This is a genomic window from Pseudonocardia sp. ZF1 (assembly GCF_056835605.1).
In genome coordinates this window covers 3,385,215-3,398,918 of record NZ_JAJNBY010000001.1, presented here as the reverse complement: position 1 = coordinate 3,398,918, position 13,704 = coordinate 3,385,215, and the positions used below count along the sequence as shown (strand labels likewise).

Below are 13,704 nucleotides of genomic sequence, written 5' to 3'. Positions count from 1 at the left end.
ACCCGTGCGGGCGGGGTACACCGGGCGCCGGGGGATCAGGTCAGTACACCCTTCCGGGTGGACAGGCGAACCTTACCCACGGCGGTCACGATCGGGCAGACAGGACATCCCACACGACCTCGAGGTGCTCGCGGCCCGTGGTGACCCCGCCGAACGCCACCCGCACCACCGGGTGCCCGTCGACCTCGGTGCCGGTGAGCAGCACCCGTCCGTCGGCGTTGGCGCGCTCCAGCAGCGCGGTGGTCGCGGCGTCGCCGGAGCGCGAGCGGAGGCAGACCAGGGACAGCACCGGCGCGCACGCCAGCTCCAGGTCGTCGTGCCCGCGGACCCGCTCGGCCAGCTCGGCGGCGAGGTCCACGTGGCCGCGCAGGTGCGACCGCAGCCCGGACAGCCCCTGGCCGTGGAGCACCGCCCACAGCTTCAGTGCCCGGAACCGGCGCCCGAGCGGGACCTGCCAGTCCCGGAAGTCCACGACGGCGCCGGTGTCGGAGTGCGCGTCGCGCAGGTAGGCCGGGGTGATCGACAGCGCGGCCGGCAGCGCGCGGGCGTCGCGCACCCAGAGCAGCGAGGCGTCGAACGCGGTGAGCAGCCACTTGTGGGCGTCGGTGCAGAAGGAGTCGACGCCGGGCCCGGGGCCCGGGTTCACGCCGTCGAGCACCCAGCGGTGCTCCGGGCAGAGCGCGGCGACGCCCGCCCACGCGGCGTCGACGTGCACCCAGGCTCGGTACGGCCGCGCCGCCGTGACCAGCGCCGCGACCGGGTCGCTCGACCCGGTCGAGGTCGTCCCGACCGTCGCGCACACCAGGACCGGGACCAGCCCTGCGGCGACGTCCGCGGCCAGGGTGTCGGCCAGCGCGGCCGGGTCCATCGCCCGGGAGCCCGGGGTGCACGGGACGGTCCGCAGCCCGTCCGCGCCGAGCCCGGCCACCCGCACCGCCTTGGCCAGCGACGAGTGCGTCTCGGCCGTGACGTAGACGCGTTCCCGGCCGGTCACCCCGCGCACGCGCCAGCCGGAGTCCGGGTCCGGGGCGGCCCGGTGCAGCGCGGCGGTCAGCGCGACCAGCGCCGCCGAGGACGCCGAGTCCTGGATCGAGCCGCCCCCGCCGCCGTCGTGGGTGAACGTCTCGTCCAGCCCGAGCGCCCGGGCCACCTGGTCGGTGACCGCCTGCTCCACCTCGGTGCACGCGGGCGAGGTCGACCAGAGCATCCCCTGCGCCCCGGCCCCGCCGGAGAGCAGCTCACCCAGCAGCGAGGTCAGCGACGCGTTCGCCGGGAAGAACGCGTGGAACCCGGGGTGCTGCCAGCGGGTGTCGGCGTCACCGGTGACGGCCTCGACCAGCGACGGGAACGCCGCGAGCGGCTCGGGGTCCTCGTTCGCCTCGCGGGGGAAGCGGGCCCGCACGGTGCCGGGCTCGACGACGTCGCGGACCGGGTGACGTTCGATCCCGGCGCGGGCGTCGGCGACGGCGTCGACGAACAGGTGGCCGAGGGCTCGGAACTCGTCCGGGGTGAGGTCGGGCACGCGCCCGGACGCTACCCGGCCACGGGCGTGTGCTCGTGGATCCCGTGGTCGTGCAGGTCGTCGAGGTCCCAGGTGGGCAGCGGGTCGTCCAGGTCGCGCCAGGAGCCGGGCCCGGCGAGCAGCTCGTCGTCGGTGAGCAGGGCCGGGTCGAGGCGCGCGGTGACGGCGTCGCGGGTCAGGCCGAGCCCGATGAACACGATCTCCTGCCCGCGCGGCCCGTCGAACGACGACCACGGCGCCGCCGGATCCAGGGCCATGTTCGGGCCGGCCTGCGACCACAGGCCGGCGACGTCGGGCCGGGTCGCCAGCCAGCAGAAGCCCTTGCTGCGCAGCAGTCCGGGCCACTCGGCGAGCGCGTCGAGCAGCCGGGCGGGGTGGAAGGGGCGTCCGGCCCGCCAGGTCACGCTCGCGATCCCGTACTCCTCGGTCTCGGGGGTGTGGCTGCCGTTGAGTTCCTGCGCCCAGCCGGGTGTCGCGGACGCCGCCGCCGGGTCGTAGCGGTGGGTGTCGAGCAGCTCGGCGACCGGAACGTCGCCACGCACCGCGAGGACGCGGCGTGCGCCCGGGTTCATCCGCGACAGCAGCGCCTCGATCCGGCCCAGCGCGTGCGGCGCGACGAGGTCGGTCTTGTTGAGCACCAGCAGGTCCGCGAACTCGACCTGGTCGGCGAGCAGGTCCGACAGGGTCCGCTCGTCGCCCTCGGCGGCCTGCAGCTCGCGGTCGGCGAGCGACTCCTCGCTGGTCAGGAGCGTCTCGAAGGTCGAGGCGTCGACGAGGGTGACCATCGTGTCCAGCCGCGCGACGTCGGAGAGCGCGGTGCCGTCGTCGAAGGTCCACTCGAACGTCGCCGCGACCGGCATCGGCTCGGAGATCCCGGTCGACTCGACGACGACGTGGTCGTAGCGCCCCTCCGCGGCGAGCTCGCCGACCGTGGTCAGCAGGTCCTCGCGCAGCGTGCAGCAGATGCAGCCGTTGGTGAGTTCGACCAGCTTCTCCCGGCCGCGCTGCAGCCGGACCTGGGCGCCGTCGATGTTGACCTCGCTCATGTCGTTGACGACGACGGCGATCCGCCTGCCGTCGCGGTTCGCGAGCAGGTTCTCCAGCAGCGTCGTCTTCCCCGCGCCGAGGAAGCCGGACAGGATCGTGACGGGAACGCGACGGTCGGCCATAGACTCACGATAACCATTGTCGATAATATCGGTGTAGGGTGCCCCCGTGCGCACCTCCCGTCCGGTCTGGTGGCGGCTGCTCCCCGCAGCCGCGTAGACGCACGTCACCGTCATCCCGGGCTGCCCGAGCAGCCCGGCGGCAACCGGTGTGTCTCGTGCAGCTCCCCGTTCCCAGGAGCTGATCATGGATTCCCTCGCCGCCACCGTCGCCCGGATGCCCGCGCTGCGTGCCGCCGTCGCCGCCGACCCGTCGTCGCACCGGGTGCTGACCGGGGAGCGGCCGACCGGCCCTCTGCACCTCGGGCACCTGGTGGGCACGATCTCCGAACGCGTCCGGCTGCAACGCTCCGGAGTGGACGTGCTGGTGATCCTCGCCGACTACCAGGTGATCACCGACCGTGACGTCGCCGACCGGCTGTCGGACCACGTCCGCGGCGCGGTGCTCGACCAGCTCGCCGCCGGGCTCGACCCGGACCGCACGACGGTGTTCGCCCACTCCGCGGTGCCCGCGCTGAACCAGCTCATGCTGCCGTTCCTGTCGCTGGTCACCGAGGCCGAGCTGCACCGCAACCCGACGGTGAAGGCCGAGCACGCCGCGTCCGGGCGGGCGTTGTCGGGGCTGCTGCTGACCTACCCGGTGCACCAGGCCGCGGACATCCTGTCCTGCCGCGCCGACCTCGTGCCGGTGGGCAAGGACCAGCTCCCGCACATCGAGCTCACCCGGGTGCTGGCCCGGCGCTTCGCCGAGCGCTACGGCCCGGTGTCCACCCCGCCCGAGCCGATGCTGACCGACACCCCGGAGCTGCCCGGGCTCGACGGGCACAAGATGTCCACGTCCCGTGGCAACGCCGTCCCGCTCGGCGCGACCGCGGACGAGACCGCGGCGCTCGTGCGCCGCGCCCGCACCGACCCCGAGCGGCGCATCACCGTCGACCCGGACGGCAGGCCCGGGGTGTACGGGCTGCTCACGACCGCGGCCCTGTGCCTGGGTCGCGACCCGCACGAGCTGGCCGCGACCCTGGACGGGGCCGCCGCTCTGAAACGCCTCACCACCGACGCGGTCAACGACCACCTCGCCGGACACCGCGCGCGGCGCGCCGAGCTGGCCCGCGACCCCGGGCTCGTCGACGACGTGCTGGCCCGCGGCAACGCCCGCGCGAACGACCTGGCCGACGAGACACTCGACGAGGTCCGCGCGGCCATGGGAATGCGCTACGGGCGGGTCAGGATGCGGTCCGCCGGGTGACCGTCTCCCGGATCCGCGGCAGCAGGTGCTCGCCCGCGGCCAGCAGGTCCGGGAGGCGGGCGGGCTCGGCGAGCAGTGCCCGGAACGCGTCGGCGACGGTGACGCCGTGCCCGGGCCGGTGGTCGACGGTCACGGCGTCGCCGGCGCGGATCTCGCCGGGGGACAGGACCCGCAGGTAGGCGCCGGGGCGGGCGGCCGCGGTGAAGCGCTTCACCCAGCCCGTCCGCTCCAGGTGCGCGGCGAAGGTCCGGCACGGGATGCGCGGCGCGGTCACCTGCAGCAGCACCCCGCCGACCCGCCAGCGCTCGCCCAGCTCCGCGCCGCACACGTCGACGCCGCGGGTGGTGAGGTTCTCCCCGAACATCCCCGCCCGCAGCGGGCCCAGCTCGGGGGCGAAGAACTCCAGGTCCTCCCGGGCGTAGGCGTAGACGGCCTGGTCCGGGCCGCCGTGGTGGTCGGCGTCGCAGATCGTGTCGCCGGCCAGCCCGCTCGCCGCGGGCGCCGGGACGTCCACCCGGACCGGACCGGGTACCGGCCGCTTGTCGATGCCCGAGGTCCCCGCCTTGGCGAGGATCGGACGGGACACCCCGGTGTTCACGGACTCCACGACGGACACCCCCGCGACGCTAGGCGTCCCACCGCCGCCGACGCGAGCGGGTTCGTCTCACACGGACCCGTGGAGGCGGCGCAGCTCGGTCTTGAGCACCTTGCCCGACGGGTTGCGCGGTAACGCCTCCACCAGCGCGAGCCGGCTCGGCTGCTTGTAGCGGGCCAGCCGGTCGGCGCACCACGCGGTGAGCGTGTCCAGGTCCGGCGGGGCGGCGGGGTCGGCGGGCACGACGACGGCGAGCGGGGTCTCACCCCAGTGCGGGTCCGGCACCCCGACGACCGCGACGTCGGCGACGCCCGGGTGCGCGGCCAGCACCTCCTCGACCTCGGCGCTGTACACGTTCTCCCCACCGGAGATGATCATGTCCTTGGCGCGGTCGACGACGTAGTAGAAGCCGTCCGGATCCTCACGCACCAGGTCTCCGGAATGGAACCAGCCGCCGCGGAACGCCTCGGCCGTCGCCTCCGGGCGGCCCCAGTACTCCCGCATCACGGTCGGACCGCGGTAGACGATCTCGCCGACCTCGCCGCGCGGCACGTCGTTCATGTCCGCGTCGACGACCCGCACCTCGACGCCGACCATCGGCGTCCCCACCGAGCCGATCTTGCGCACCGAGTCCTCGCCCCGCAGCGCGCAGGTGACCGGGCTGCACTCGGTCTGCCCGAACGCGGTGACCACCATGGCCTGCGGGAACGTGTCGATCATGGTGCGGATCAGCGTCGTCGACGCGGGGGCGGCACCCCAGGTGATCCGGCGCAGCGCCGACAGGTCCCGCTGCGCGATGCCGGGCACGGCGCAGATCGCCTGCCACTGCGCCGGGACGAAGAAGCACGACGACACCCGTTCCCGCTCCAGGGTGTCGACCGTCGCGACCGGGTCGAAGCCGCCCGACGGTGGGATGATCACCCGGCCGCCCGCGATCAGGGTCGGGAGCATCCCGGACAGCCCGGCGATGTGGAACAGCGGAGCCCCGGACAGCGAGACCCGGTCGTCGCCCGCGGTGCCCAGGTGCGTGATCGACAGGAACGCGTGCAGCATCAGGTTGCGGTGGGTCAGCACCGCGCCCTTCGGGCGCCCGGTCGTGCCCGAGGTGTACATGATGTAGGCGGGCTCGTCGTCGGCGACGTCGTCGCCCCAGTCGCCGGGGTCGGTCCCGGCGAGCAACGCGCCCAAGCCCTCGCCGAGGGTGAGCACCGTCCGCACCGAGGGCGCCTGCTCCCGCGCGGCCTCCACGGTCGCGGCGAACCCGTCGTCGCAGAGCACGGCGGTGGGGGTGCAGTCGGTGAGCTGGAAGGCGACCTCGCCCGCGGTCAGCCGGAAGTTCAGCGGCACGCAGATCGCGCCGCGGCGCAGCACCGCCAGGTAGCTCTCGACGAGCTCGACGGAGTTGAGCCCGAGCACCGCGACCCGGTCCCCGCGGTCGACCCCCCGGTCGGCGAGCACGGTCGCCAGCCGGGACACCCGGTCGTCGAGCTGCGACCAGGTCCGCGACGTCCGCGGGTCGGCGAGCGCCGGCCCCTCCGGTGTGGTCCGTGCGTGCCGCGCGACGATGTCCGCCGCGGTCATCCCGTGTCCCGTGATCGTGCCCACCGGTGGCCTCCCGAGCCTCGACTGCCCTGCCACTGTGGTCCCGCTCACCCCGGTGGGGCAAGATCACGGCCCGCCGTGCAGGGTGACGCCGGTGAGCACGACCCCCGACGGCAGCGGTCCCGACGGAGCCGACCCCGACGGAGCCGACCCCGGCGGTGCCGTCCCCGACGGCACCCGGCGGCTCCGGCTGCTGCAGCTGGCGTCGCTGACCAGCACCGTCGACCGGTTCGCGATCGCGCCGCTGCTGGTCCCGATCGCCGCGTCGTTCTCGGCGCCGCTGGCCGCGGCGGCCGGCGCGGCCGGGGGCTACTTCCTCGCCTACGGCCTCATGCAGGTCGTGTGGGGGGTGCTGTCCGACCGGATCGGCCGGGTCCGGGTGATGCGCCTGGCCCTGGTCGGCGCGGTGCTGGGCGGGGTCGCCTCGGTGCTGGCCCCGACCCTCGCAGTGCTGGTCGTCGCCCGGGTCGTCACCGGCGCGTGCACGGCGGCGCTGATCCCGGCGGCGCTGGTGTACGTCGGTGACACCTGGCCCGCCGCGGTCCGGCAGCGGCCCCTGTCGGACCTGCTCGCCGCGACCGCGCTCGGCACCGCCGTCGCCACGGCCGGGGCGGGCCTGCTGGCCGACCTGGCCGGGTGGCGCGTCGTCCTCGGTGCGACGGCGGCCGGCTGCGCGGTGCTGTTCGTCGCGCTGCGGGCGCTGCCCGAACCCGACGGTGCCCGCACCACCTCGCGCGGGATCGTCGACGCGGTGCTCCGCCCGCTGGCCGCGGTCGCCGGGAACGGCTGGGCGCGGCTGGTCCTGGCGCTCGCCTTCGTCGAGGGCGCCGTGGTGCTCGGGGTGCTGACCTACCTGGCCCCGTCGCTGCAGGCAAGGGGCAGCTCCGCCGCGCTGGCCGGGCTCGCCGCCGGGGGCTACGGCGTCGGTGCGGTGCTGTTCTCCCGGGTCGTGCGACGCCTGGTCGGGCGCCTGCGCCCGGCCGCGCTGGCCGCCGTCGGCGGCGGGTTCCTCGTGATCGCCTGGGTGTTCCCGCTGGTCGTCGTGCACCCGGCGACGGTCGCCGTGGCCGGGCTCTGCCTGGGTGGGGCGTGGGCGTTCCTGCACTCGACCCTGCAGACCTGGGCGACCGAGGTCGTCCCGCAGGCCCGCGCGACCGCCGTCGCGCTGTTCGCGACGCTGCTGTTCCTGGGCAGCTCGGCCGGGACCGCGCTGGGAGCCCCGCTCGCCGACGCCGGGCGCTTCGCCCCGCTGTTCGCCGCCGCCCTGGTGGCCTCGGTGCCGCTGGCGCTGGTCGCCGCCCGTACCCGCGCCCGCTACGCCCGCCGGGCCACCTGACCCGCGCTGTGTGCTCCCAGGGTCACTTTCGTGGCTTAGAGCGCCACGAAAGTGACCCTGGGAGCACGGTGGGGCGTCACACGTAGCGGTCGCGCAGCTCCCGCTTGACCAGCTTGCCGGTGGGGGTGCGCGGCAGGAAGTCGGTGAAGTCCACCGACGACGGCGCCTTGTAGTGCGCGATCCGCTCCCGCACGAAGTCGATCAGCTCGCGCTCCAGCTCCGGACCCGCCTCCACGCCCTCCGGGGGCTGGACGACGGCCTTGACCTTCTCGCCCATCTCGTCGTCGGGCACCCCGATGACGGCGACGTCGAGCACCTTCGGGTGCAGCGCGAGGGCGTCCTCGACCTCCTGCGGGTAGATGTTCACCCCGCCCGAGATGATCATGAACGCCTTGCGGTCGGTGAGGAAGAGGTAGCCGTCCTCGTCGAGGTAGCCCAGGTCCCCGGTGGTGGTCCAGCTCTCGTGCTCGGGGTGGGTCGCGGCGAGGGTCTTGCCCGGGTCGTTGTGGTACTCGAACGGCCGGACGTCGCGCTCGAAGTAGACCGTCCCGATCTCGCCCGGGGCCAGGACGGCGCCGGTGTCGTCGGCTATCCGGATGGTGCCGAGCCCGGCGCGCCCGACCGAGCCGGGACGTTCGCTCCACTGCGCCGAGTCGATGAAGGTGATGCCGTTGGACTCGGTCGCGGCGTAGTACTCGTGCAGGACCGGACCCCACCAGTCGATCATCGCCTGCTTGACGTCCACCGGGCACGGCGCGGCCGCGTGGATCGCGACCCGCATCGAGGACACGTCGTAGGAGGCGCGGACGGACTCCGGCAGCTTGAGCATCCGCACGAACATCGTCGGCACCCACTGCGAGTGGGTGACCGAGTACCGCTGGATCAGCGCCAGGGCCTTCTCGGGGTCGAAGCGCTCCATCACCACGACGGTGCCGCCGAGCGCCTGCACCGTGGCGGTGAACCGCAGCGGCGCGGCGTGGTAGAGCGGGGCCGGGTTCAGGTAGACGGTGTCGGTGTCGAAGCCGTACATCGACCCGAACAGGGCCTGATAGGTGTCGCCCGGCTCGTCGACCTGCCGGTCGGGCAGCGTCGGCTTGATGCCCTTGGGTCGGCCGGTGGTGCCCGACGAGTAGAGCATGTCCGCCCCGCGCGGCTGGTCGGCCGGCGGCTCGGCCGGCACCGCGGCGAGGGTCTCGTCGTAGTCGGCGTAGCGCGACGCACCGGGGATCTCACCGCCGAAGGCCAGCCGCACCGGGGTGTCGACGTGGTCCTCGATCGCCGCGGCCAGACCGGCGACACCGGCCGAGACGACGAGCGCCTTCGCGCCGCAGTCCCGCACGATGTAGGCCGCCTCGGGCGCGGAGAGGTGGTGGTTCACCGCGGTGATGTAGAGCCCCGACCGCTGGGCGGCCCAGTAGACCTCGTAGACCCGCGCGGTGTTCTCCGCGACGAGTGCGACGACGTCGCCCCGCTGCAGACCGGCCGCCCGCAGGTGGTTCGCGAGCCGGGCGGACCCCTCCTCCAGCTCACGGAACGTCAGGGTCGCGCCCGAGCCCCCCATGATCACGGCCGGCTTGTCGGGGGTCGTGGCGGCGTGCGTGCCTGGGTACATCGGGGCCTCTCCGTCGGGGCGCGCCGCGGATCGCCCGGCGCACGTCTCTCGTCGGCCCGATCCTGCCATCCGGGGCGACCCCGGCGGCGGCAGCGGTCAGGAGTGCGCGTTCTGATAGGCCTCGAGAACCGAGGACGGGATACGCCCGCGCTCGGAGATCTTCATGCCCTGGGCCACCGCCCATTCCCGCACGGCGCGGTTCGCGGCGCGTTCCGAGGAGCTGGAACCGTTCGACGACGAGGCGCCGGAAGCGGGACCGCGCCGACCGGACCCGCGACGGGCGGCCGCGACGTAGGGTGCCAACGATTCCCGCAGCTTCTCGGCATTCCCGGCGGACAGGTCGATCTCGTAGGCGCGGCCGTCGACGGAGAACTCCACCTGCTCGTCGGCCTCGGTGCCGTCGAGGTCGTCGACCAGTGTGATGGTCGTCTGCTGCGCCACGTCGTCATTCCTTCCACGGGGAATCACCGGATCGGCCGGAGACGGGAATCGCCCGGTCGGAGCCGGAACCGATTCTTCGGGCAGAACGATAAAGGATGCCGAACCGACCTGTCGAACCCCTGCCCGGAAATAGTCCGGCGCCGTCGTTTCGGGTCGGGGGATACGGCGTCCGGGCGACGGGAATGGGCGAAAAGGGTCAGCGGTGAACGTGACGTGAATCAGCGCGCGGTCGGCCACCACGGTTCGGTGGGAACCGCGGCGCGAGCGTCGTCGACGGTCGTGACGCCGGTCAGGTCGATCCGCTCGCCCGGACGCGGCAGGGCCAGGACCACGTCCTGGTCGGCGGCGGCCTTGCGGGCCCGCTCAGCGGGCTCGTCCCACGGGTGGAAGCCCAGGTTGAACGTCGCCCAGTGGATCGGCAGCAGCACCCGGCCGCCCAGCTCGCGGTGCGCGGCGACGGCCTGCTCCGGGTCGGCGTGGATGTCGGGCCACAGGTCGGCGTAGGCGCCGATCGGCAGCACCGTCAGGTCGAACGGGCCGTGCGCGGCCCCGGTGCGCGCGTGCGCCCGGGTGGCGCCGGTGTCCCCGCCCAGGTACGCGGTGTGCCGCGGCCCCGCGACCTTCCAGGCGGCCCACAGCGTCGTGTTGCGGCGCAGCCCGCGCCCGGAGAAGTGCCGGGTCTCCAGGCAGGTCAGCTCCAGCCCGGCGACGGTCACCACGCCCTCCCAGTCGCGCTCGACGACCCGGTGCCCGGGCACGCCCCAGGCCCGCAGGTGCGCGCCCACCCCGAGCGGGCCGACGAACACCGCAGAGGTGTCGCGGGCCAGCGCGGTGACCGTCGGACGGTCGAGGTGGTCGTAGTGGTCGTGGCTGATCACGACGACGTCCGGGGACCCCAGCGCGGGCAGCGGTCCGACCGGCGGGTGCAGGCGGCGCGGCCCGAAGCGCGGCACGGGGGAGGCGTACTCCGACCAGACCGGGTCGGCCAGGACCCGTCGGCCGTCGATCTCCAGCAGCACCCCGGCGTGACCCAGCCAGGTCACCGCCAGCCCGGCGGGCTCGTCGGGGGTCCGCAGCGGCGCGAGCGGCACCGTGGCCGGCGCGACGCCCTCGGACCGGCGGCCCACCAGCATGTTCAGGATCATCCTGGCGGAGGCCTTGGCCCGCGGCAGACCCGGCTCGGTGTTGGCGAACACGCCGTCGACGGCGTTCGGCGACCCGGAGGCGATCCGGTGGAGGTCGCCCGCGCGGGCCCCCATGTTGCGGCGCACGTGCACGCCGAGCGCGGCGAGGGCCCCGGTCAGGGCGATCGGGACGGACAGGACGGCCGCGGTCGGCACGCGCTTGCTGCGGGACACGATCACCACAGTACGAACGCCCGGGCCCGCTCCCCACCTACAGTCGCGATCGTGACGGACGGCATGACGGGGACACGGGTGACCACCGAGCGGCACGGGCACGTGCTCCTGATCCGGATGACGCGCCCGGACAAACGCAACGCCGTCGACGCCGCGATGACGGCGGGGCTCGACGAGGCGCTCAACACCCTCGACGACGACCCGGACCTGTGGTGCGGCGTGCTCGCCGGGGACGCGACGGCGTTCAGCGCGGGCACCGACCTGGCGGCGGGCTCCGGCGGGCCGACGCCGCGCGGCGGCAACTACGGCGTCGTCCGGCGCGACCGGCGGCGCCCGCTGATCGCCGCCGTCGAGGGCGTCGCCTACGGCGGTGGGTTCGAGATCGTGCTGGCCTGCGACATGGTCGTCGCGTCGACGACGGCGCGGTTCGGGCTGCCCGAGGTCGCCCGCGGCCTGGTCGCGAACTGCGGGGCGCTGTTCCGGGCGCCGCGGCCGCTGCCGCTCAACATCGCCAAGCAGCTGCTGGTCACCGGGCGACCGCTGGACGCCGAGCGCGCGTACACCCTGGGACTGGTCTCCGAGCTCGTCGAGCCGGGCGGGGCGGAGGCGGCGGCGCTGGCGCTCGCGGCCGCGGTGTGCGAGAACTCGCCGCTGGCGGTGTCGGTGTCGCTGCGCGCGCTGGAACGTGTGGTGTCCGAGCCGGACGAGCGCGGCTGGAACGCCACCGAGATCGCCTCGGCGGCGATCGACCGGTCCGCGGACAGGACCGAGGGGATCGCGGCCTTCCTGGAGAAGCGCCCGCCGCGCTGGACGGGGCGCTGACCCGCGCCCGGTATGTCTCGCCGCACGCGACTAGGCTCGTCGGCATGCCTGCCCGGACGCGACGTGAGGACCTGGTCGCGCTGCTGCAGGACTACGCGGGCGAGGCCGAGCTGCTCGGCCAGGAGTTCGCCGGGCGGCACCGGCTGCACCCCACCGACCTGCACGCACTGCTCGCGGTGATGCGCGCGGACTCCGCGGGCGAACCGCTGACCCCGGGCGTCCTCGGTGCCCGGCTCGGGCTGTCCACGGGCGCGACGACCGCGCTCGTCGACCGCCTGGAGCGCGCGGGCCACGTGCGCCGCAGCCGCGAGTCCACCGACCGGCGGCGGGTGACCCTGCGCCAGGCCGAGAACGCCGCCGAGGTCGGTGGGGCGTTCTTCGGCCCGCTCGGCGCCCGGATGGACGCCGTGCTCGCCGGCTTCGACGACGACGAGCTCGCCGCCGCGGCCCGCTTCCTCACCGCGATGAACGCGATGGTCGCGGACTACCGCGCCGACCTCGCCGCCGGGCCGGCGCAGAAGTCCACGCCGGCCTGAGGGCTCAGGCGTTCGCCGCCGCGGTGTCCAGGTACTCCGCGAACTTCCGGCGCGCGGCCTCGGTGCGGGTCGGGATGTGCTCGGTGGGGACCTCCACCGGGGTGTAGCCGCGCAGGATGCGCCGCGCGACGGACTCCTTGTGCACCTCGTCGGGGCCGTCGTAGATGCGCGCGGCGCGGGCCGCCCGGTACATCTGCTCCAGCGGCAGATCCCCGGAGAAGCCCAGCGAGCCGTGCACCTGGATCGCGCGGTCGATCACGTCGTGCAGCACCCTCGCGCCCCAGTACTTGATCATCCCGATCTCGATCCGGGCGTTCGAGGCGCCGACCTGGTCCATCGTCCACGCCGCATGCAGGGTCAGCAGCCGCGCCGCGGCCATGTCCGCAGCGGACTGCGCGATCATGTCCTGCACCATCTGCTTGTCGGCGAGCCGCGTGCCGCTCGCCGTCCGCGACACCGCGCGCTCGCACAGCATGTCGAACGCCCGCCGGGACTGGCCCAGCCAGCGCATCGCGTGGTGGATGCGCCCCGGGCCGAGCCGCTGCTGGGCGAGCTTGAAGCCGTCGCCGGGGTTGCCGACCAGGTTCGTCGCCGGCACCCGGACGTCGCGGTAGAACACCTCGGCGTGGCCGCCGTAGATCTCGCCGCCGACGTCGGGGTGGTCCATCACCGGGATGTCGCGCGCCACGTCGACCCCCGGGGTGTCGGTCGGGACGACGATCATCGAGGCCCGCTGGTACGGGGGCGCGTCCGGGTCGGTCACCACCATCGCGATCAGGAAGTCCGAGCCGGTGGCGTTCGAGGAGAACCACTTGTGGCCGTTGATGACGTAGTCGTCGCCGTCGCGCACGGCCCGGGTGGACAGCATCGTCGGGTCCGCACCGGCGCCGGGCTCGGTCATCGAGAAGCAGGACCGCAGCTCACCGCGCAGCAGCGGGTGCATCCAGCGTTCCTTCTGCTCCGGCGACCCGCCGATCGCCAGCAGCTCGGCGTTGCCCGAGTCGGGGGCCTGGTTGCCGAACACCCCCGGCGCGTAGCGGCACTGGCCGAGGATCTCGTGCATCAGCCCGAGGGAGACCTGGCCGAACCCGCCGCCACCGAGCTCCGGGGGCAGGTGCGCGGCCCACAGACCCTGCTCCTTGACCTGCTCCTTGAGCGGGGCGGTGATCCGGGCGAAGGTCTCCCGGTCCAGGTCGAGGGTCTCGAGCGGGATGATCTCGTCGCGGACGAAGCCGCGCATCCACTTCAGCTTCTCCTCGAACTCCGGATCGGTGCTGAAGTCCCACGCCATCGCGTCCGCCTCCCGACGAGCCTCGTTGCCACTGCGAACGTAACCCAGCCCGCCACGACGTGGACAGGGCCGCCGCCGAGCCGGTGGTCGACGGGGCCGACAGTCGACGGTGTCCCCGGGCGGGCGCGGCGGGATTCCGGGCGGGCAGGGCGATTGCGTGCCCGGGCGCTGCCG

Annotated in this window: 12 protein-coding genes; 4 read left to right on the top strand and 8 right to left on the bottom strand. The window is 74.3% G+C overall.

What is annotated here, in order from left to right; all coding sequences use genetic code 11:
* Window positions 1-85: 85 nt before the first annotated feature.
* A complete protein-coding gene (locus ZF1_RS16480; RefSeq protein ID WP_073574563.1) occupies window positions 86-1,522 on the bottom strand; it encodes a pyridoxal phosphate-dependent decarboxylase family protein in 1,437 nt (478 codons plus the stop codon).
* Between the two features lie 11 nt (window positions 1,523-1,533).
* Window positions 1,534-2,691 carry a GTP-binding protein gene (locus ZF1_RS16475; protein WP_482637705.1) on the bottom strand — a complete coding sequence of 386 codons (1,158 nt, stop codon included), beginning with the start codon at window positions 2,689-2,691 and terminating at the stop codon, window positions 1,534-1,536.
* Between the two features lie 184 nt (window positions 2,692-2,875).
* On the opposite strand from ZF1_RS16475, the gene trpS reads away from it, so the two are divergent.
* The gene (gene trpS, locus ZF1_RS16470) at window positions 2,876-3,937 is read left to right on the top strand and encodes a tryptophan--tRNA ligase (protein ID WP_482637704.1); all 1,062 of its coding nucleotides are present in this window, start codon (window positions 2,876-2,878) and stop codon (window positions 3,935-3,937) included.
* Here the strand turns inward: trpS and ZF1_RS16465 are convergent.
* A complete protein-coding gene (locus tag ZF1_RS16465) occupies window positions 3,915-4,553 on the bottom strand; it encodes an MOSC domain-containing protein (RefSeq protein WP_482637703.1) in 639 nt (212 codons plus the stop codon). The genes trpS and ZF1_RS16465 overlap by 23 nt on opposite strands.
* A gap of 48 nt (window positions 4,554-4,601) precedes the next feature.
* Window positions 4,602-6,113, bottom strand: coding sequence for a long-chain-fatty-acid--CoA ligase (locus ZF1_RS16460; RefSeq protein WP_482637702.1), 1,512 nt, complete (start codon window positions 6,111-6,113; stop codon window positions 4,602-4,604).
* A 115-nt stretch (window positions 6,114-6,228) separates the two neighbouring features.
* Between ZF1_RS16460 and ZF1_RS16455 the strand changes: the two genes are divergently transcribed.
* Window positions 6,229-7,470 (top strand): MFS transporter, encoded by a 1,242-nt coding sequence (locus ZF1_RS16455; RefSeq protein ID WP_482637701.1) that lies wholly within the window; start codon window positions 6,229-6,231, stop codon window positions 7,468-7,470.
* 76 nt (window positions 7,471-7,546) lie between these two features.
* On the opposite strand, the gene ZF1_RS16450 is transcribed toward ZF1_RS16455, so the two are convergent.
* The 3 genes from ZF1_RS16450 to ZF1_RS16440 all read right to left on the bottom strand — a co-directional run bounded on the left by ZF1_RS16450 (window position 7,547) and on the right by ZF1_RS16440 (window position 10,881).
* Window positions 7,547-9,082, bottom strand: coding sequence for an acyl-CoA synthetase (locus ZF1_RS16450; protein WP_482637700.1), 1,536 nt, complete (start codon window positions 9,080-9,082; stop codon window positions 7,547-7,549).
* Window positions 9,083-9,178: 96 nt separating this feature from the next.
* Window positions 9,179-9,523 (bottom strand): histone-like nucleoid-structuring protein Lsr2, encoded by a 345-nt coding sequence (locus ZF1_RS16445; RefSeq protein WP_179763148.1) that lies wholly within the window; start codon window positions 9,521-9,523, stop codon window positions 9,179-9,181.
* Between the two features lie 218 nt (window positions 9,524-9,741).
* Window positions 9,742-10,881 carry an MBL fold metallo-hydrolase gene (locus tag ZF1_RS16440; RefSeq protein WP_482637699.1) on the bottom strand — a complete coding sequence of 380 codons (1,140 nt, stop codon included), beginning with the start codon at window positions 10,879-10,881 and terminating at the stop codon, window positions 9,742-9,744.
* Between the two features lie 51 nt (window positions 10,882-10,932).
* On the opposite strand from ZF1_RS16440, the gene ZF1_RS16435 reads away from it, so the two are divergent.
* Together ZF1_RS16435 and ZF1_RS16430 are read left to right on the top strand one after the other, a co-directional pair.
* Window positions 10,933-11,703, top strand: a complete 771-nt coding sequence (locus tag ZF1_RS16435; RefSeq protein WP_224402240.1) for an enoyl-CoA hydratase-related protein — start codon at window positions 10,933-10,935, stop codon at window positions 11,701-11,703.
* A 44-nt stretch (window positions 11,704-11,747) separates the two neighbouring features.
* Window positions 11,748-12,239: a MarR family winged helix-turn-helix transcriptional regulator gene (locus tag ZF1_RS16430; RefSeq protein WP_482637698.1), complete on the top strand. Its 492-nt coding sequence runs from the start codon at window positions 11,748-11,750 to the stop codon at window positions 12,237-12,239.
* Between the two features lie 4 nt (window positions 12,240-12,243).
* On the opposite strand, the gene ZF1_RS16425 is transcribed toward ZF1_RS16430, so the two are convergent.
* Window positions 12,244-13,530, bottom strand: coding sequence for an acyl-CoA dehydrogenase family protein (locus tag ZF1_RS16425; RefSeq protein WP_482637697.1), 1,287 nt, complete (start codon window positions 13,528-13,530; stop codon window positions 12,244-12,246).
* Window positions 13,531-13,704 lie beyond the last annotated feature (174 nt).

Coding starts and splice junctions, on each gene's coding strand:
- ZF1_RS16430 (WP_482637698.1), top strand. CDS start 11,748: ATGCCTGCCCGGACGCGACGTGAGGACCTGGTCGCGCTGCTGCAGGAC.
- ZF1_RS16475 (WP_482637705.1), bottom strand. CDS start 2,691: ATGGCCGACCGTCGCGTTCCCGTCACGATCCTGTCCGGCTTCCTCGGC.
- ZF1_RS16460 (WP_482637702.1), bottom strand. CDS start 6,113: ATGACCGCGGCGGACATCGTCGCGCGGCACGCACGGACCACACCGGAG.
- trpS (WP_482637704.1), top strand. CDS start 2,876: ATGGATTCCCTCGCCGCCACCGTCGCCCGGATGCCCGCGCTGCGTGCC.
- ZF1_RS16450 (WP_482637700.1), bottom strand. CDS start 9,082: ATGTACCCAGGCACGCACGCCGCCACGACCCCCGACAAGCCGGCCGTG.
- ZF1_RS16425 (WP_482637697.1), bottom strand. CDS start 13,530: ATGGCGTGGGACTTCAGCACCGATCCGGAGTTCGAGGAGAAGCTGAAG.